The 19,682-nt window shown below is 34.5% G+C and carries 18 protein-coding genes; 1 reads left to right on the top strand and 17 read right to left on the bottom strand.

Annotated elements, in window-relative coordinates; translation table 11 throughout:
- Positions 1-11: 11 nt before the first annotated feature.
- The 5 genes from GSM_RS02965 to GSM_RS02945 form a co-directional block, all read right to left on the bottom strand.
- Entirely contained in the window at positions 12-464 is a 453-nt protein-coding gene (locus tag GSM_RS02965) for a LytTR family DNA-binding domain-containing protein (protein ID WP_003689588.1), read from the bottom strand.
- A 6-nt stretch (positions 465-470) separates the two neighbouring features.
- A complete protein-coding gene (locus tag GSM_RS02960) occupies positions 471-1,334 on the bottom strand; it encodes an ABC transporter permease (RefSeq protein ID WP_003689589.1) in 864 nt (287 codons plus the stop codon).
- A 1-nt stretch (position 1,335) separates the two neighbouring features.
- Positions 1,336-2,202: an ABC transporter ATP-binding protein gene (locus tag GSM_RS02955; RefSeq protein WP_003689590.1), complete on the bottom strand. Its 867-nt coding sequence runs from the start codon at positions 2,200-2,202 to the stop codon at positions 1,336-1,338.
- A 275-nt stretch (positions 2,203-2,477) separates the two neighbouring features.
- A complete protein-coding gene (locus tag GSM_RS02950; RefSeq protein ID WP_003689591.1) occupies positions 2,478-2,990 on the bottom strand; it encodes an HAD-IIIA family hydrolase in 513 nt (170 codons plus the stop codon).
- 494 nt (positions 2,991-3,484) lie between these two features.
- The gene (locus GSM_RS02945) at positions 3,485-4,687 is read right to left on the bottom strand and encodes an MFS transporter (RefSeq protein ID WP_003689593.1); all 1,203 of its coding nucleotides are present in this window, start codon (positions 4,685-4,687) and stop codon (positions 3,485-3,487) included.
- A 227-nt stretch (positions 4,688-4,914) separates the two neighbouring features.
- Between GSM_RS02945 and GSM_RS02940 the strand changes: the two genes are divergently transcribed.
- Entirely contained in the window at positions 4,915-7,284 is a 2,370-nt protein-coding gene (locus tag GSM_RS02940) for a phosphoketolase family protein (protein WP_003689594.1), read from the top strand.
- A 47-nt stretch (positions 7,285-7,331) separates the two neighbouring features.
- Here the strand turns inward: GSM_RS02940 and GSM_RS02935 are convergent, their stop codons facing one another.
- The 12 genes from GSM_RS02935 to GSM_RS02875 all read right to left on the bottom strand — a co-directional run bounded on the left by GSM_RS02935 (position 7,332) and on the right by GSM_RS02875 (position 19,431).
- Positions 7,332-7,736: an HIT family protein gene (locus tag GSM_RS02935; protein ID WP_187323308.1), complete on the bottom strand. Its 405-nt coding sequence runs from the start codon at positions 7,734-7,736 to the stop codon at positions 7,332-7,334.
- Between the two features lie 82 nt (positions 7,737-7,818).
- Entirely contained in the window at positions 7,819-8,220 is a 402-nt protein-coding gene (locus GSM_RS02930; protein ID WP_003689596.1) for a GNAT family N-acetyltransferase, read from the bottom strand.
- 25 nt (positions 8,221-8,245) lie between these two features.
- A complete protein-coding gene (gene msrA / locus GSM_RS02925) occupies positions 8,246-9,070 on the bottom strand; it encodes a peptide-methionine (S)-S-oxide reductase MsrA (protein ID WP_003689597.1) in 825 nt (274 codons plus the stop codon).
- A 57-nt stretch (positions 9,071-9,127) separates the two neighbouring features.
- Positions 9,128-9,640 (bottom strand): zeta toxin family protein, encoded by a 513-nt coding sequence (locus GSM_RS02920; RefSeq protein WP_003689598.1) that lies wholly within the window; start codon positions 9,638-9,640, stop codon positions 9,128-9,130.
- A gap of 101 nt (positions 9,641-9,741) precedes the next feature.
- A complete protein-coding gene (locus GSM_RS02915; protein WP_010077787.1) occupies positions 9,742-11,151 on the bottom strand; it encodes a C69 family dipeptidase in 1,410 nt (469 codons plus the stop codon).
- Positions 11,152-11,262: 111 nt separating this feature from the next.
- Positions 11,263-11,865, bottom strand: a complete 603-nt coding sequence (locus GSM_RS02910) for a serine aminopeptidase domain-containing protein (protein ID WP_010077786.1) — start codon at positions 11,863-11,865, stop codon at positions 11,263-11,265.
- Positions 11,866-12,174: 309 nt separating this feature from the next.
- Positions 12,175-13,113, bottom strand: coding sequence for an ATP-binding cassette domain-containing protein (locus GSM_RS02900; RefSeq protein WP_010077785.1), 939 nt, complete (start codon positions 13,111-13,113; stop codon positions 12,175-12,177).
- Positions 13,114-13,134: 21 nt separating this feature from the next.
- The gene (locus tag GSM_RS02895; protein ID WP_010077784.1) at positions 13,135-14,184 is read right to left on the bottom strand and encodes an ABC transporter ATP-binding protein; all 1,050 of its coding nucleotides are present in this window, start codon (positions 14,182-14,184) and stop codon (positions 13,135-13,137) included.
- Positions 14,185-14,216: 32 nt separating this feature from the next.
- The gene (gene oppC, locus GSM_RS02890; protein ID WP_040538191.1) at positions 14,217-15,161 is read right to left on the bottom strand and encodes an oligopeptide ABC transporter permease OppC; all 945 of its coding nucleotides are present in this window, start codon (positions 15,159-15,161) and stop codon (positions 14,217-14,219) included.
- A gap of 43 nt (positions 15,162-15,204) precedes the next feature.
- The gene (locus GSM_RS02885) at positions 15,205-16,701 is read right to left on the bottom strand and encodes an ABC transporter permease (RefSeq protein ID WP_010077782.1); all 1,497 of its coding nucleotides are present in this window, start codon (positions 16,699-16,701) and stop codon (positions 15,205-15,207) included.
- Positions 16,702-16,875: 174 nt separating this feature from the next.
- Positions 16,876-18,837 carry a peptide ABC transporter substrate-binding protein gene (locus GSM_RS02880; protein ID WP_010077781.1) on the bottom strand — a complete coding sequence of 654 codons (1,962 nt, stop codon included), beginning with the start codon at positions 18,835-18,837 and terminating at the stop codon, positions 16,876-16,878.
- Positions 18,838-19,182: 345 nt separating this feature from the next.
- The gene (locus tag GSM_RS02875; protein WP_010077780.1) at positions 19,183-19,431 is read right to left on the bottom strand and encodes a hypothetical protein; all 249 of its coding nucleotides are present in this window, start codon (positions 19,429-19,431) and stop codon (positions 19,183-19,185) included.
- Positions 19,432-19,682 lie beyond the last annotated feature (251 nt).

Here is a 19,682-nt window from a genome sequence, read left to right as displayed (position 1 = left end):
TCCTCTCATCCTTATAATCCCAAATGTCTTTCAAGATCAACCAAGAACTTGCGGCTGACACTAGTACGCAAGTTCTTTTCTAACCGTGCAATCATTGCCCCAGCAAAACTATCTTCAAGTGCAATTAAATAATCAATGTTGATTACTGCATGTTTTGATACTTGAACAAATACCTCATTGGGAAGTTTTTGCATGAATTTATACAATCTTTCCTGCAACACATACTGATCTGTGACTGTTTCAATTGTTAATGTGTCCTTTTGTACATCTGCTAAAATAATATCCTCTACTTTAACGATTATGATGCGATCAGCCGTTTTAACTGGAACTATCTTACTTGATTCCTGACCGGCCCGCTTAATATACTCCATCAAAGTGCTTGTTTCATCACTTTGTCTACTTGCTTTTACAACAACATCAATCTCATCCTGTAGCGTATCATCTTGTTCGAATCGGACATTCATCTAAATTCACTCCATACTGACCTTTTGTTTTCTTTGATAACGGATGTTAATAATAACAACTACTAACAACAGTGCTAGTGTAACACAAACAACTATTGCCATGTTCTGACCAAGCGTTGTTAGATGTCCATTCAAAGTAATTCCAACACCTAGCTTTTTCTTCAAGTCGTCTAAGACATTTGTATTAATATTTTTCAGTATATCATGCATTAACAGCTGCCGATAGATTGATGCTACATAAGCACCAGGAGTTAATTTTACAAGATTTTGCGCGAATTCCGGCAATACACCCACTGGAATATATGTTCCCACTAGAAATCCAGACATTGCACCAACGATTGATGAAAATTTTCCAACGGTATCAACGCTATTCATGAAAAAGACTAACACAAAGTTAAGCAACGCCGCTGAAAATGAAGACAAGATCGCAACAATAAATAACTGCAAACTGATTGACCATTGAATTTGAATTCCATCAACTTTGTTGAAATAAAAAATCATTATTAAGTAGAGTACCACTTGGAGTGCTGTTCCAATGATTGTTGCTGACACAATATAACTAATTTGAATTTTCAGACGACTTAAACCTGTTAAAATCAGATCTTCGTACACATGGCGTTCTGAATCTGATGCCATTCTTGATAATGCACTCAAGGTCGTTGTAATACCTGTCACAGCAAGTGTTCCCCCGATCACCCAAAGATCGAGCATTCTTGCGGGATGCTGCAATTGTTTCCATGAGTCAAGCATATTTGCTTTTAAAAATATAATAAACAATACAAATGAGATTAATGCACCTAAAAGTGAGAAAAAAACTCCGGCGCGATTACGAAAAAATAGTTTTAGATTTCTTTGAATAAGTGGCAACATTTTATTGCAACTCCTTTCCAGTTAAATTCATAAATGCATCATCAATTGTGCCCCTATGATACTCAAAATGAGTGATTGCTTTTTGGTTTACATGTAAGAACGAAATCGCATCTTGTACAGAAATGTCGCTCTTGCGATACAAGTTTGAACCTAACTCTTGAAAGTCTGCAGGTAATATTAACTTTTCATTAGTTTCAATTTCCAGATAATTTGCCGTGTTTTCAGTAATAATCGACTGTGCTGAGCCTTTGGCAATTACCTTGCCATGGTCAACTATATAAACCAGACTAGCATCTCTGGCTTCTTCCAAATAATGAGTTGTCAAAAAAATTGTTAGACCCTTTTTTTCTCGTAAGTCACTCAGTAATTGCCAGATTGCAGATCTGGTCTGAATATCTAACCCTGTAGTAGGTTCATCTAAAAATAAAAAATCTGGATTATTTAGTAATGCTCGAGCAATATCCACTCTTCTTCTTTGACCGCCCGATAAGTTACCATAGCGTTCATTGCTGAAGTTTGTTAGTCCAAGTAATTTGCTAAACTTTGCAATATTTTTAACTGATTCCATACCCTGCATTTTCGCACGCAAAATTAAATTTTCATTAACCGTTAATTTTTCATCAAGAACACTATTTTGAAAAACAACACCAATCTTAGGCTTCTTTCTTTGCCCACTATCATCAAAATACTCAATTTTTCCTGAAGTCGGTTTCGAGATTCCAATCAACATTGAGATTGTCGTTGACTTACCTGCACCATTATGCCCTAAAAATGCAACAAGTGAATGTGCAGGAATTTCAATACTAAGGTTATTAACTGCAGTTTTTTGACCATATTTTTTAGTCAAACTATTTGTAATCATTTTCATCATATTCACACTCCTATTTTTGCTTATTAGAAATATAACAGGCGGGAAGTGGTAATTGTTTGGATTAAGGACAAGAAGTGTATTCAAGAGGATAAGGTGCTTTTATCTATAGATGAAAATTCATTAAAAAGAACGACTGTCAGCATCATTATTTTTATATTCAATCTATCATTGATAAAATTTTTATTTTCAAAATTCCTGCAGTTACGCTTTCAACCAACCTACTTGTCCATAAAATTATTAAGGTATTGACGCTACTACCTTTAAAATCAGTATTAAACTTTCCTATTTTTCAATATCCAAGCACATGCCGAAATTACATCGTTAGTTTCAACTACATTGTTAAACCGATAGTCATTCTCAGATTCAACCCTACCTGTTGCAACATGAAGACCCAGAATTTTCTCAGTATCAGCGAGTACCATATCAGACTTGTAGCTGTCCCCAATAATTACAGATGATTCATTGAGAAAATCATATTTTTTATGAGCTTGTTCAATCAATCCTCGTTTTGGTTTGTGGCATTTACAATTCTCAAATTTAGTATGGGGACAAACAAAAACATCGTTAAACCCAATTTTTAACATTGATTTTTCAAACTCGTGATAATCTAAATCACCAAAATTAATATGCGTTTGATTTGTTAAACAGTAAACAGCAATATTTTCCTGCTTTAATGATTCGATTGCTTCCGTAAAACCATCATAAGGTCGAAAGTCTTCGATAGACTGGAAATGGCCATCTCCACCAACAGTTCCATCTCTGTCTATAAATACAGTAGTGATCATTATCCCAAACCTCTCTAAAAAAATTATTTTTGTCCAATTATCATTGAAAAAGTCAATTATTGCAATGATAATTATTAATTAAAACATCCCTAATGATACACTACAATGGGAATACAGAACTTGAAAGAAAAACATTATTATAACCACTTCTGCTTTAACACGATTTCATCTATCATGACACGATAGCCCATCTACTTGATTTGGATTTTTTACAAAGTACAATTGGCAAAAAAATTGAAATTGCTGCATTATCTGTTAACCATGAATTAATTATAATATTGTTCCCTTTATGAATCATTGAAAACGGCATAATAGCAATGGGAAACTTATTATCTCTACTTAAATAAGGGGATCGGCCAAAAGTTGAATTTTAACCGATCCCCTCTATTTATTCCGTCTAACCTCGAATTACTACTCATGTCAAAGTACGCGCTATGTTCGCAATTGCTAACATTTATTAGCTATTTATATCAAAAATTATAAAATAAATCACTTTACTCTAACTTAGTATTTTTTGTCTCCTTACCTAATATTATAATTACTAAAACTGCTAACATTATCGCTACACAAAAGATAATAAAAATAAACGTAAATGAATATTGTTTAGTTATCATTTTACCAACCATTAACGGCCCCAAAATTCCACCCAATCTTCCTATTCCTGCCGCAATTCCTGTGCCAGAGGCACGCATAGTAGTGGGGTATTGTTCGGGAGAGTACGCATACAACGCCCCCCAAGCTCCAAGATTAAAAAAGGACAATAGAATTCCAAAAAATAATAGTGAAAATAAAGTTGAGGCACTCCCAAATCCTAATGCACTAATTGCTGTACCAGTCAGAAAAATCGTTAAAACCCATTTACGCCCCCATTTTTCAATGAGCCAAGCCGCAGCAAAGTATCCTGGTAACTGAGCTAATGTCATAATTAATGTGTACCCAAAACTATGCATCAACCCATATCCTTTCAATATAACTACACTAGGCAACCATAAAAACATTCCATAATAAGAAAACACAACCATAAACCATACAGTCCAAAGCATAATTGTTGTCTTATAATATTGAGAACTCCATAAATTAAGTAAATTTTCTTTTAAAGATGACTGTTTTGCTATTCTTTTATTCTGAGCAATACTATTTTCCTTTAGACCATATCTAAGATACAACGCATAAAATACAGGTAATGCAGAGATTAATAATGCAACTCTCCAGCCCCAGGAAGGAATAACAAAATATGAAATAACTGCCGCAATAATCCAGCCACCAGCCCAAAAACTTTCTAATAAGACAACAATTTTCCCTCTAGATTTAACTGGTACACTTTCAGAAACCAAGGTTGAAGCAACAGGAAGTTCTCCTCCAAGTCCTGCTCCAACAAAAAAACGTAGTATCAAAAAAAGAGCATAACTGGTTGTAAATGCAGAAAAACCTGTAGCTATAGAAAACAACAATAGTGTGATAATTAAAATATCTTTTCTTCCAAAATAATCAGCTAATATACCGAAAAGAATTGCTCCAATGGCCATTCCAATGGAACTAACACTTCCAATCCACCCCATTTGTGTTTCATTCAAATTCCATTCTGATTTTAGTGCTGCTATGATGAACGAAAGCATTCCGACATCCATTGCATCAAACAACCACGCCATTCCAGTAGTAAATAGCAATTTATTTGTTTCATTTCCTTTTTTCAACATTTTTAAATCTCCCCTATTAACGATTAGGTGTAAAGACACCCTTTATAAAAATATATTATGTCTTGTGTGGGGTGTCTTGTCAATATAAGTTATATAAAAAAATAAATTATATTTTTATTTGTATTGGAGCGTACCAATGTACAATTAAGTTGACTTTAGCCCACTTTACGTTATCATAAGAGTATGAACAAGAAGATTAAACTCATTCTCAGGGAGGTAATTATATAATGACTCAAGATTACTCATCACCCGAATATTTGAAATTGGTTGATGCCTTTTGGCGTGCAGCTAACTACGTATCTGTTGGACAGCTGTATTTAAAAAACAACCCTTTACTCGATCGTCCGTTAACCGCTGATGATGTAAAAGTAAAGCCTATTGGACATTGGGGTACAATCGCTGGGCAAAACTTTATCTATGCCCACTTAAATCGTGTCATCAATAAATACGATTTAAATATGTTTTACGTTGAAGGTCCTGGCCATGGTGGTCAGGTCATGGTCTCAAATTCCTATTTGGATGGCAGCTATACAGAAATTTATCCAAATATCACACAAGATACTGCTGGAATGAAGAAACTGTTCAAGCAATTTTCATTCCCTGGTGGAGTCGCATCACATGCCGCACCAGAAACTCCAGGATCAATCCATGAAGGTGGCGAACTAGGTTATTCATTATCTCACTCTGTGGGTGCGATTTTTGATAATCCTGACTTGATAGTTGCCACTGTTGTTGGTGATGGTGAGGCTGAAACTGGTCCACTTGCCACATCTTGGCAATCAAATAAGTTTATTAATCCCATTAATGATGGTGCAGTTTTGCCTATTCTTGACTTGAATGGATTCAAGATTTCAAATCCAACAATTCTTTCGCGTCAAACTAATGAACAACTGCAAGAATATTTCCACGGAATGGGATGGGATCCAATTCTGGTTGAAGGTGACGATCCGAAGAAATTGCATCCTGCCATGGCAGAGGCTTTTGATAAAGCAATTGAAAGTATTCATACAATTCAAAAAAATGCACGTGATAATAATGATACTACCCTTCCAAGTTGGCCGATGATTATTTTCCGAGCACCGAAGGGATGGACGGGTCCTAAAGAGTGGGATGGCGAACCAATTGAAAAATCATTCCGTGCTCACCAAATTCCAATTCCTGTGGATCAAAATGATATGCAGCATGCAGATAAATTAGTTGAATGGCTTAAAAGCTATCGTCCAGAAGAACTATTCGACAAGAACGGCAAGTTAAAAGAAGCAATTGCAACAATTGCTCCAAAAGGAAATCAACGTATGGGAGCGAATCCTCATACAAATCCTGGCAGCTTGATCAAGGACTTGATTCTACCCGACTTTCGCGATTACGCAATTGATACTGGAAAGCAAGGACAAGAGATTGCACAGGATATGACCGTGCTTGGCAAATACTTGCGTGATGTAATCAAACTAAACGCAAAAAATCAAAACTTCAGAATTTTTGGACCTGATGAAACAATGTCGAATCGCCTTTCACCAGTTTTTGAAGCTACAAATCGTCAGTGGCTTGAAAACATCAATGAACCTTTTGACCAATTCTTGGCCCCTGAGGGTCGTGTGATCGATTCACAATTGTCAGAACATCAAGATGAAGGCTGGTTGGAAGGTTATGCATTGACAGGAAGACATGGTCTGTTTGTCAGCTATGAGGCATTCTTACGTGTCGTTGACTCTATGCTTGCGCAACATTTCAAATGGTTGCGCAAAGCCAAAGAACAAACTTGGCGCAGTGAGATTCCATCACTGAATGTTATTGCAACTTCAACAGTGTTCCAGCAGGATCACAATGGATATACTCATCAGGATCCTGGTATTTTAGGGCATTTGGCTGATAAGAAACCAGAATTTATTCGTGAATATTTGCCGGCTGATGCTAATAGTTTATTAGCTGTGATGGCTCACGTATTGAATGACCGTGAAAAAATAAATTTGATTGTTTCTTCAAAGCACCCACGGCAACAGTTCTACTCTGCGGCTGAGGCAAAAGAATTAGTTGATAATGGTCTTAAAATTATTGATTGGGCCTCAACCGACGATAATGCCGAACCTGATTTAGTAATAGCTGCAGCTGGAACTGAACCAAATTTGGAAAGTCTTGCAGCTATCTCGATTTTGCACGAAGCAATTCCTGAATTAAAAATTCGTTTCATCAATGTAGTTGACCTGTTAAAACTACGCAGTCAAAAACTAGATCCACGTGGACTAAGTGACTCAGAATTTGATGCGTACTTTACTCAAGATCGCCCTGTAATCTTTGCTTTCCATGGCTATGAAGGACTCATCCGTGATCTATTCTTTGACCGTCACAATCGTAATCTTTTTGTTCACGGCTATCGTGAAAATGGAGATATTACGACACCGTTTGATATGCGTGTTCTTAATCAAATGGATCGCTTTGACCTTGCGAAATCAGCTGTGTTAAGCTTACCAGATGCTGAAAAATATGGTCAACTTGTTGCTAAAATGGACAGTATTATTGCTAAACATCATCAATTCATTCGTGACGAAGGTGTCGACTTGCCTGAAGTTGAAAACTGGGAATGGAAACCTATTAAATAATAATCAATTAAAAAAACACTGACAATTTCGTCGGTGTTTTTTTTATCTTATTCAATTTCAAATTCCTTCAAAAACATTGTTATTTTATTTCTAACCATTGCATGCTTTTTAGAATCATACAAATATTTTTTATCACTCCAATGATTTGCACTATATAACCATACAGGTTTTCTTAATTTTTCAGGCTCTTCTTCTTTATATCTCGGAAAAACATGTGCATGCAAAAAGTTGTCAGTATTTCCTAAAATATCATAGTTAATTCTGACAGCATCTGTTGCCTGCATTACGGCGTCGCCTAGAATGCTCATATCCCTTAAAAAAAGTGTACGTTCAGTCAAATTTAGATCATTGAGCGAATTAACCTCTTTCTTTGGTAGCAATACTGAGTATCCTTCAAGAAATTGTGTATCTCCAAAAACGGCTATTCCACCCTCTAATTCGGCCATTACCATGGGATTAGTTCCGTCAAGAGCTGATCCTATTCGGTCCTCAAACCATTGCTTTGTCACAAATATCACGTCCTTCAAGAATCTATTAAAAGGCCCTTCTCCGTTTTAGAAAAGCATTATCGACGTTCTCAAATTGCAACTTTGGATAATAATTCGTCGCTGATTCAGCAGCTAATAATACTAAAGAAACATCTGGCCCGATTTGTTTAGCCAATTCCTCAACCAAACGCTTACCAATTCCTTGTCTTTGATACTTTTTATCAACTGCTAAATCTGAGAGGTAACAAGCATAGCTAAAATCTGTGATGGCCCTTGCAACTCCAACTAACTCCTGCTTATTATCCCAAGCAGTCCAGATTACGGAAGCATTTCTAATCATTTTTTCCAACCTAGGTAAATCTTCAATTGGTCGATGTATTCCTGAGTTAGCAAATAACGTTGCCAGTTGTTTTGCAGTTATTTCCTTATTATTTGAATAAGTGATCAAGTTATTTGCTTCCTTTCCAAAAGGATTACTTTTTGTTAAATTTTCGTTTTAACCACCCTTTAAGTTTTAGATACGCTAAATACTGCTTACGCGAATTCTCAATTCTTCGATAGCGTACTCGATTCTTTTTATAAAAATCTTGATGGTAGTTCTCCGCTGGCCAAAATTTTTCTACTTTTCGAATTGGTACTACAATTGGTTTAGTAAATTTTCTTGATTGTTTAAGCTTTTCTTTCGAAGCATTTGCGATTTTCTTTTGTTCTTCATCTCTAACAAAGATTATTGGTTGATAATTAGCACCACGATCGTTAATCTGACCACTATCATCAGTAGGATCAATCAACTGCCAATATAATTCTACTAGCACTTGATAACTAATTACTTTGTTTTCGTAGATGATTTCAACTGCCTCGACATGTCCAGAAGTTCCCCTGCTAACCTCATCATAGGTTGGATTCTCACTCTGACCGCCGGTGTATCCGGAAATGACCGCGATGATGCCAGGTCTAGTTTCGAATGGTTCGACCATACACCAAAAACAGCCTCCAGCAAAAATCGCACGCTCAATATCTGGTCCATCATCTTCAAAATGCTTTGTTAAATCAAAAGATTCAATATCTTGTTTTTCCCCAGAAAGTTTTGCATAAAAATCAGCTATATCGGGTGTTAAATTATTGCGTACTGCAAGTGGTCTCAAACGATATTCAAGTTCTCCCAATGCCTGTTCCTTGTCTGTTCCATTTTCAATCTCTAATTTACACTTGAGCAGTTGTTTTCTTTCCCACTCTCTCGTCGCAGTATTTAGTATTAGGTTATAAATCTCATCTAAAGTTATATCGGCCCGCTTCATTTTTTCCCAACTTTCACTTAATTTTGAAAGTATCATAGCATTTTTTTACAATTTTACTTAATAACCATTGTCAATCATTAATTTAGCAACCTTTTTTAAAATTATTTGGTCAGTATCATCATTATGATTTTTCCTCACTATGATGTCATGCTTGCTAAAATAGTCCTTTTCTCGCCACCAGCTTCTTAACTGTTCAGGTGTAAATGAAACTTTTTTTTTGCTATTATTTTTGACGGTTTGTTCAAAAGAAATATCTAGATAGAAAAACAAAACATTTCCATCGAATTCATTAATTGCCTTCATGAGCATCTCTGAATAAACATCTTTCCTCAAAATTCCTTCAAGTATTGTTATATGGTAGTTTTGCCTTCCAAACTCAAGCATTTTTGCCATTAATTTGATTGAGGGGTTACCCACATGATCATCTGCATGCAAAATATTCCTTCGAATAATATCCTGCTGAATCAGAAAACTATTCTTTGTTCCATAATAATTTTGAATTTTCTTTGCCAAGTAGGTTTTTCCACATCCTGAATTTCCACGAAGTACAATTAGAACAGGTTTACTCAAATCTCCATCCTTCTTTTACTGTGTATTGCATTATGCAAATTAATTAGTAAGATGTTTTTAATTTTGCAAGCACGTTGCTGTTTGTAAATTGCCATATGCAATTAGTCATTTAAATTATATCTTAACTTCATTTTTTCAGAACCAGCTATCACCATTTCTCCCAATAACTTGGTTTGCAATCTTAAAGCTTCATCTGCAAGCTTTTGGTTAGCATTTTCAAGGTATTTTACAGTTTCATCTTTCTTACCATTAAAATATTTATCTGTATCGTTTTGGATTTTACGATAAATACTCATAGCTTCTAATTCATAACTATTGCGCATATCAACGTAAAAATCATAATCAGTATCCCCTAAGAGCGCAGTCGTGCAACTCAGCCAATACATATTATTGAGATTAAACGTTCCATCCGCATCTTTAAAACTTGCTGGAGTATCAGTGACCATCGCATAAAATGGGACAACTGTATTAAAAGTATTTGCTCCAAAGGCCAGCCAATGTATTCCCGCTAATTCAGAAGGAACATCATTTCTAATTTGTAAAATATGCACATTATGGTTTCTGTTGATGCCAATAGGTCTAAACAGTGTTTTTTCTGTCTCTGTTCCTGAACCATAGACATCATATTTTGTATTCTCAAAATGTGAACTTAAAACATACTTGACATCTTCAATTGAAATTTTACGATTTGCATGACAGATAAAAGGTTGTTCCTGATCCATTGGATCACTTGTATTATCTGGATTAAAGAAACGTTGTCCATACCACGTTCGCGGATTATTATAAACTGTATCTTTGATTGATGAGCTGCCGAAGATATGACGCAAGTTAACTTTATCAAAATCTGGATTCAAATGATATTTATTGATCATTTCTTCCAAATCAGCCGATGACATCGTATCTTCTGAATTAAAATCAAATTCATCAATGTTCATCCGATTAGGTGCAACAACATATGAATCATCAGGGATTCTTTTGGCTGCCCAATGATGTCCACCAATTGTTTCTAACCACCAAATCTCATCTTTATCTGAAAAGGCTATTCCATTAGGTTCATAAGTACCATATTCTTCAAGTAACTCACCGAGTCGTCTAACACCTTGACGGGCGCTATGAATATAAGGCAACACTAACGTTACTAGGTCTTCCTCACCTATTCCACCAGGAACGAATGGATCTGCTCCCAAAACACGCGGATTAGTTGTAATTGTTTCGGTAGCTGACATTGCAATATTTTCACTATTAATTCCAGCCGTTGGCCAAGTACCATTTGTCAAAATTGCATTTGGAATAGAAGTGTAACTCAACGGATTATCTGGTAATTTGATACTTACTTTACTAATTACGGATTCATAATCTCGTGGTTGTTCACCTGATGTTACAACTACAAAACGTTGTGGATCAAGTGCTTCATGACCATCATCATTTCTCGAAATAATTGTTGACCCATCAATTGATGCTTTCTTTCCAACTAAAATTGTTGTACATGAACCATGTATTCTTTTTGCCATTGCCAACTGCACTTCCTTTGTATTTATGGTTACAATTATACTACTAACTCTGACATGAAAAAATGAAATAAGACTAAGAGTTAGACTAAGAATTACTAGTTAGAATTATTTTTAAATCAATTTGATAATCTCGGCAGCAACTTGTTCGGGAAAATCCCAAAACAAATAATGATTGTTACCCACACAAATTATCTTAGTCTTATCCGTTGTATATTCTGAACGTTCATATTCTGCTTTTCTGAATTTTTGAGTGAAAATAGTCACTGGAATCTCTTGTGAGAATCTTATTTTTTCATATTTAGAAACGGATTGTATCAATTCTTCTTGCTGCTGAGCGCTTTTACTTTCTGAATCTCTTTGATCATCTTGATAATAATGTTTCCATAATAATTTATTTTGTTCCTTTGAGAAATTCTTTTTAGTTTGCCTTTGCATGTTAGTAATTAATTGTTCTTCAGTCATATTCTTAAATTTCTTTGCTTGTTCAACATAGCCTTTTCCCTGAGGCGGATTAAAAAAAATTTCTCTTGTTGTTGGTTCAATTCCAATAAATCCGCTGAAGTTCTTAATCCTATTAGCAATTGGTAATGCCAATATTCCACCCATACTATGTGCAACAATAATCACTTTTTTTGCAGTCTGCTTCTCAATAATTGCTGCTAAATTTGTAATATCTTCTTCAAGTACATAAACTTTTTTTGTTAATGAACTCAATCCTGAATTTAGATAGTCAATTGCTAAAATACCAACATTCTTAGGAAGTCTTGTGATTAGTTATCAAATGTATCAAAGCCACTTGCACCACTCAAAAAGACTATCAAAGTTTTTCCTGTACGCACCGAAATTTTATAGTTTCCCAAATCTGTTTTGAATAATTCGTTATGCATACGCATCACTACTTTCTAAAAAATATAATTATTTATGTTCAACCCAAAAAGAACTAAACAAAAAAATTAAATTTCTGTCCAGTTCCTTCATCAATCACGTATTAACTAATTTTATAATGTGTCTTTACTAAGGTAGTTACTTTAAATCTCTTTTATATTCCTCAGCTTCTGTTTCATTGCAATAGACAAAATGTCCAGGTTTTATTTCTATAAACTTAGGTTTTTTAGTCGAATAGTCGTGAATGCTTGGATCATACACAATGTTTTTACGACTCTTTGCAATTCTTGGATCTGGAATTGGGATAGCAGACAGTAAAGACTTGGTGTAAGGATGAATTGGGTTCTTAAATAATTCTTCAGTTTCCGCTAATTCTAATATTCTTCCAGCCCGAATAACAGCAATTCTGTCCGAAATATAGCGCACAACTGATAAATCATGTGCAACAAACAAAAAAGTGATGCCTTGTTCTCGCTGGAACTTTTTTAACAAATTCAGCACTTGTGCACGAATTGACATATCCAAAGCAGATATTGGCTCATCAGCAACCACTAGATCAGGATTCATAATCAAGGCTCGAGCAATTCCAATACGTTGCCTTTGACCACCTGAAAACTCATGAGGGTATCTGTATAATTGTTCAGGAAGTAACCCCACAGCTTCAAGCATTTCTTTGACTTTGTTTACTCTTTCCTCTTCACTTTTAAATAATTTATAATTATATAGTCCCTCAGAAATTATATAATCAATAGTTGCACGTTCATTTAAAGAGGCTGATGGATCTTGAAAAATCATCTGAATTTTTCGTTCTGTTTCAAATTTTTCTTTACTTGAAATTTTACCATTGATTTGCTTACCCTCAAAAATAATTTGGCCATTACTAGTTGGATTTATTCCTAAAACAGCCCGTCCGATTGTCGTTTTACCTGAGCCTGACTCTCCAACAAGTGAAAATATTTCTCCCTTGAATATATCAAAATTAACATCCTGAACTGCCACAAATTTTGAATTACCACTTCCAAATGTAATCTCTAAATCCTTAATAGAAAGAAGAGTTTCCCTATCGCTATTGTTCATTTTTTCAATCTCCTCTATTTATTAATTTTCTGCTGTCATTTCAAGCATGTGTTGATGAAGATTTTGAATTACTTCAGGTTTTTGAATTTTTGGCGCCCGTTTATCTAATAACCATGTCTTAGCATAATGAGTATCTGTAACTTTAAACATTGGTGGTTCAGCCTTAAAGTCAACAGACATAGCATACTGATTTCTTGGAGCAAAAGCATCTCCAACTATTTTTTTATACAAAGAAGGTGGTGTACCAGGAATAGATTTTAATTCCTCGCCTTTTCTTGCCAGCTGAGGAAGTGATGATAACAGATTCCATGTATATGGATGCCGTGAATCATAGAATATCTCCTCGCAAGTACCAATTTCAATGATTCTTCCAGAGTACATTACCGCAATTCGATCAGCAATTGATGCAACCACTCCCAAGTCATGCGTGATAAAAATAATTGTAAACTTGTATTCTTCCTGAAGTTCTTTGATTAAATCTAATATCTGTGCTTGAATCGTAACATCCAATGCGGTTGTGGGTTCATCACAAATCAATACTTCAGGTCGGCAGGCTAGCGCAATTGCAATGACAATTCTTTGACGCATTCCTCCTGAATATTCAAAGGGATATTCATTATAACGTTTTACCGCATTTGGAATACCAGTTTTTTCCATTAAATCAATTGCAATTTTCTTAGCTTCTTTCTTCGTTTTTTTCTGGTGTTTAACGACTACTTCTGAGATTTGTGATCCAATTGTATGAATTGGGTCTAACGAAGTCATTGGATCTTGAAAAATAGTAGCAATTTCTTTTCCACGAATTTTATCCCACTGTTTATTTACCCTTAAATCACTAAGTCGAGTTCCTTTATAATCAATGGTTCCATGAGAAATACGACCATTTTGTTCAAGCATTCCTGTAAAAGCTTTTGTTAAAACTGATTTACCTGAACCAGACTCACCTACAATCGCTAGTGTTTCATGTTTTTTTAAGTTTAAAGAAATATCGTGAATTGCTTCAATCTCGCTACCACGAACTCGAAAACTGACATTTAGATTCTTTACTTCAAGAATATTTTCATCATTCATCATAGTTATCCTCCATTAATATAACGTAACTCTTACATGTGTGTTCTTGGATCAGATGCATCAGCTAAACGCTGTCCGATTATATATAGCGAAATTGTAATCAGTGCCAATACAAGTACTGGTAGCCAGAACAAGTAAGGATAGGTTGTCATGTAAGGTGAATATTGTGAGATCAAACGCCCAAGCGATGGTACATTCTGACTTAATCCTACTCCTAAGAATGATAAGAATACCTCATATGAAATAAATGATGGTAATGCCATAGAAATATCTGTAACAATAACCGATGTCAAATAGGGTAAAATATTTCTAATGATAATTCTCCGCATTGGTGTACCTAATGTTTTTGAAGCAACATTATATTCTCGTTCACGCATAATCATTACTTGAACACGCATAAAATATGCAGTTCCAATCCAAGAAGTACAGGTCATTGCAAAAATCAAATTCCAAAATCCATTACCAAAAGAATAAGATAAAACGATAATTATTAAGAGTGATGGAACATTTGAAATTACGTTGTAAATTTCAAGCATAATACGGTCAACTTTTTTTGAAACACCCCAAATTGATCCGATAATTACACCAATAATTTCGGTAATTAATGAGGCTATGACGCCAATTGAAATTGAAGTACGCGCACCAGCCCAGATTGCATCAAATAATGAATTGCCATTCGCATCAGTACCAAACCAGTATTTCGCACTTGGCCAATTATAACGAGCTTTGAAATCATTAATATTTCCAACATTGGACAGGCTGTAGCCGCTAAAAAATGGTTGTATAAACGACATCAGTAAAATAACTAGCATTAAAATGAGCATAAAAATCGTTATCTTACTAAATAAAAATTTTTTTGCCACTGATCCCCAGTACGAATATTTAGGTGTATCTATCTTTTCATTTTCCTTACCATTTAAAGAAACGACGGTAAAATCATCTTCAGTTATATTGTTAGCGGGCACTACTGTACCCATCTCAAAAACTTTTGCTTGATTTAAACTTTCTTGCATTGCGATATTACTCGTCTCCCTTCGTTGAGAGTTTAATTCTAGGATCAACAATTACCATCAAGATATCACCTAAAAGAACTGACAGTACCCCGATTGTCGTAAAGATGAATACTAAACCGATAACAATTGAATTATTATGAGCTAAAATTGCGTCAGGCAACATTTTACCCATCCCGGGCATAGCAAAAATATTTTCTGTAATTGTTGCACCTTCAATTAAACCAATAATCATCCCAGGTATATTTTGTACAATGGGAATTGAAGCATTCTTAAAAATATGTTTGCGATAAATTTCATTATCGGTTAGTCCTTTACTACGTGCAAACTTAACGTAATCAGACTGCTGCTGGTCAATCATATATCGTCTAAACCAAATTACTAAACCTGATACTGAAAGCAGTCCCAATATGACAGTTGGCATTACCCATGAAGCAAAACTACTTGCTCCTTGTGTTGGAAATGAATCCGGAAGTCCAAAAAGTTGTGCCCCAATATAACGAAAGGCATAAATAAACGCCAAACTTGGAATAGCTATCAACAAGGTAACAACTCCTGTTCCAACCTTATCAAATAGTTTACCCTTAAAGCGTGCCATGAAAAACGCCATCGGAATCGAAATAGCATATGAAATAATCAAAGCAAAAATACCAGCTCTAAATGATGTTCCAATCATTGATGGATCTTGGTAATTTTGATCCAGATTCGTGTATGAATCTTTGTAACGATCATAGTCAAAAGCATTTCGATGAGTCTTTGATTGATACTGCCTTGTATAAACATTATCAGCCGAGTTAATGATGACTCCATGCCCTAAGTTATATTTTTTAGAAACTGTTGCTCCTTGTCTGCCTGCTATTACATCCAAGACAGAAGTTCCACTAAATGTCGGATATGAAGTTCCTAGGTCGAAATGAATAATATTTTGATGAATAAAAGGAAATGATTTATTGAAATATATTTGATATCGGTATTTAGTACCAGAACCAACTAAGGCCCAACCAACCCATTTATCATTTTCAATCTTCAAGTAACGCTTCAAATTTGGATTATTCTTATCCTGAACACTCCAAGGTGTATCTATTTTCACGAGGTTACCATAAAAGCGGCCGAGCCTTTCCCACAATGGCAAATCTCTTATTGCATAGTATCTCTTACTACTTGGGTAAGTTTTAATCTTAAACCCATTCTTTTTTGCCCATTTATTGAGTATGTCAAAATTCTTCTTACCATGACTTCCAGAAACATCTGTATTAGACGTTGCCTTTTGAACCTTATTGACAAGCGTCTCCGTATCATAATAATCAAGATAATTCATATTATGATAGGCATTATTTTTGTAATCGATTAACTTGTCTGGTCTTGAAGCCAGTTTTTGAATCAAAGGATCTTGGCTAAACACATCACGTTTTGGAATGAGTGAATAAATTATTATATAAGTGATAGTAGTCACTAAAAAGATACTTAAAAGAGATCTTAGTATTCTAAAAAAAAGATATTTTTTCAATCGAAGAATCCTCCTTTACAGCTAATATTATAAAAATATATTTATTTTATTATCGTTTTTTCATGAAGAACTATATAAATAATAGAAGTGGCGCAATATACCATTGCTCCACTTCCATCATTATTAAATTGAAATAAAAGTAGTAATTATGCAATTACTTTTTTGAATATTTTCTTAATTATCAGCATTTGCCTTTGCAATCTTGGCTCTTTCTTTATTCCAAGCAGCTTTAGCTTTATTGTATTGAGCAGTTGTAACTGGTTTCGATTGTAACTTCATATATTTGTAAGAACTTGAACCACCTAATCCTGTAGGAGCATAACTTGCAGAGAATGGAACAACCTTCGTTACCGATGGAGTCCCACCATCAGAGTAGACAGGTATTTGAATCCCGCTATCTAACAATGCTGCTTCAGCCTTTGCAAATAATGAATTACGCTTGTTAACATCACTTGTTTCTGCTTCTGCGGTGTCAACCAATGAAGCATATTTATCAAGACCTGTTGTTTTAGCCACTGATGCTGATTCTGAATCACCCGCAGTTAAACCAATTGTTGATAACATTGAACCTGATTCTGGATTGTAAATATCCAAGTATGTTGAAGGATCTTCATAATCTGGACTCCATCCAGAAGCATTACTGATATCATAGTCTGATTGTGCTCCTGTCGTAGCTTCATATGTTCCTGCTAGATATTTGTCATTTGAAAGTAATTGAATATCAACTTGTACATTATCTGTACCAAGTACACTTTCAACTGACTTTTTGAATGACTTAGCTTGATCGATACCAGTTTGATCCTTTTCACTCTCAGGAATATCAAGTTTAATTGGAAGGGATACTCCCTCTGCTGCTAATTCTTTTTTAGCTGCAGCAATTAACTCCTTAGCCTTTGTTGGATTATATGTGCCATCTTGTCCATCGGCTAAATTAATTTTAGATAACGGGCTTGCTATTGCAGTTAAGTCTTTTTCTACTGCAAAATTGTAATCTTTACCATCTACAGAAACAAATGTAGGAGGAATCAATTCATTACGTAATGACTTCTTGGCACCAGCCTCACCAACATTTTGCGCATTGTAATCAGTCTTATTAAATGCAAACTGAACAGCTAATCTGAAGTTCTTATTAAGAATTGCCTTCTTTGTATCGGTTTTTTCTTTAGATGTCTTTTTCGATGTTGCATCATAGTTCTTACGATTCAAGTTAAATGTAAAATTATAAGTTGCTGAGCCAGGCAATGACCAAACAATGTTATTCTTATTACTTTTTTCAACTTCCTTATAGCCAGCCGAGTTAGGATATACACGCGCTAACGTATTCGTACCATTCTTGAATGCTTTGTATAAACTGTCAGGGTTTGATAAGTCATTATATGTCAACTTAACATTCTTGATATGAATATCCTTCTTATCCCAGTAAGAACTGTTAGCAGTCATCTGAATAACTGATTTTGAAGTAAAGTTTTTCAAAATATAACCACCGTTATATAAGATGCCATCTGCTTTCATCTTGCCGAAGCTCTTACCCGATTCTTTTAAAAACTTGGCATTGACTGGGAACATAACCCCATACGTTAACTTAGAATTCCAGTAAGATTCAGGTTTTGTCAAATTGTATTGTAGCTTGTACTTGCCGATTGCTTTAACACCAACTTTTGAAAAGTCTTTCGTTTTACCATTAACATAATCGTCCAACCCAACAATAGAATCTTGAACTACGTACAACGTTTCTGATTTTGCAGCAACAGCGTGCTTCAATCCAGTTACAAAATCTTGAGCAGTAACAGTTCCGTATGTATTACCTTCGCTGTCGACCCATTTAACACCCTTTCTAATGTCATATGTATATGTCTTTCCATCATTACTTACCTTGTAAGATGTTGCCAAATCTGGTTTCAACCTGCCATATTTGTCTCTACTAAGCAAGCCATCGACAAAGTTCTGAAAGATGTCACTATTTGTTGCCCGTGAGGAAACTGTGTAATCGAGTGTAGTCGGATCAGTCGTATAAACATAATTATATGTACTTGTATTCGCTTTTCCGCTACTTGATGAACTACTTTTGCCACACGACGCAAGCGTAACCCCACATGCAAGAATAGCTAATACTAGACCCATTCGTTTTAACTTCATAACTAAAACTCCCCCCAAAAAAATTTATAATACTTAAAAATGAATTAAATAAGATTATAATTACATTAACAATGAATGTCAAATTTACTTTTTTGTTTTTGCAAATTTAATCTTAATTTAACTTAGTTTAAATCGTATTATACTTTTCTTTAAAAAACAAATTTGTTGTATTATCGCTTTATACAAAAAAAATAAGCAAAAGTGATTAAATTTAGAAGTAAAAACAATATAAATTGTTTTACATTTAAACAAGTCACTTCGCTATCGCTATAATATTCAAATTATTACTTCAAACTTAATATTTTTACTTACAAATAAATAATCTCTAAACATTATTTGTATTATTCAATCAATTAAATAATTATTTACTAATATTTTTTTGTCCAACCAATCATAGTCCAAAAACTTTTTGAGTTGCCTATTTACCGGAACCCATAACCCACTTATTAATAAGTCTACCATTACCTCCATAAATATCTCGTCATTGTTTATTACGTCTACATTTATCAATTTATTATTTTCTGTCCTGCAAACAATTTCTTCTTTTTTAATTCCAACGATTTGTGCGGAAACAATCTTATCATCTTTATTCATTTTAATTATCTCCTTTAATTAGCCTATTACATTGTTACTTCATTCATTGAGATAATTCTAAAACAACTTTATGAACTTCTTTTGATGAATTGTTGAAAAGAAACTTGTTAAATAAATAAGTTTATCTTCAGTTCTTAATGAAAGTATAAAAGAATAAGAAACATCGATGGTAGATAGATAACACTGTTTTCTATTCGGGACTTTAATGAATTTTTCTTCATAATGGAGTATAATACTGCTAATCAACACAG

The sequence above is a fragment of the Liquorilactobacillus mali KCTC 3596 = DSM 20444 genome, assembly GCF_000260415.1.
GTDB classification, from domain to species: domain Bacteria; phylum Bacillota; class Bacilli; order Lactobacillales; family Lactobacillaceae; genus Liquorilactobacillus; species Liquorilactobacillus mali.
The sequence above is the reverse complement of the archived record's forward strand: the minus strand, read 5'-3'. Positions and strand labels throughout refer to the sequence as shown.